We start from the raw sequence: 232 nt of genomic DNA on the forward strand, positions 1-232 counted from the left end.
TACGCTCGCAGCGCTTGTCGACCTCGGGCAGAAGATCCTGATCGTCGGATGCGACCCGAAAGCCGACTCCACCCGGCTGATCCTGAACGCCAAAGCACAGGACACGGTTCTGCATCTGGCAGCGCAGGAAGGTTCGGTGGAAGACCTTGAGCTCGAGGACGTGCTCAAGGCCGGCTACAAAGGCATCAAGTGCGTGGAGTCCGGCGGTCCGGAACCGGGCGTCGGCTGCGCC

General features: G+C 63.8%; 1 pseudogene. It reads left to right on the forward strand.

What is annotated here, in order from left to right:
• A pseudogene (nifH, locus tag MOV76_RS39670) lies at positions 1 to 232 on the forward strand (nitrogenase reductase); the annotation flags it as partial.

Source organism: Rhizobium sp. PRIMUS64, assembly GCF_023006465.1.
In the GTDB taxonomy this organism is placed as follows: domain Bacteria; phylum Pseudomonadota; class Alphaproteobacteria; order Rhizobiales; family Rhizobiaceae; genus Rhizobium; species Rhizobium leguminosarum.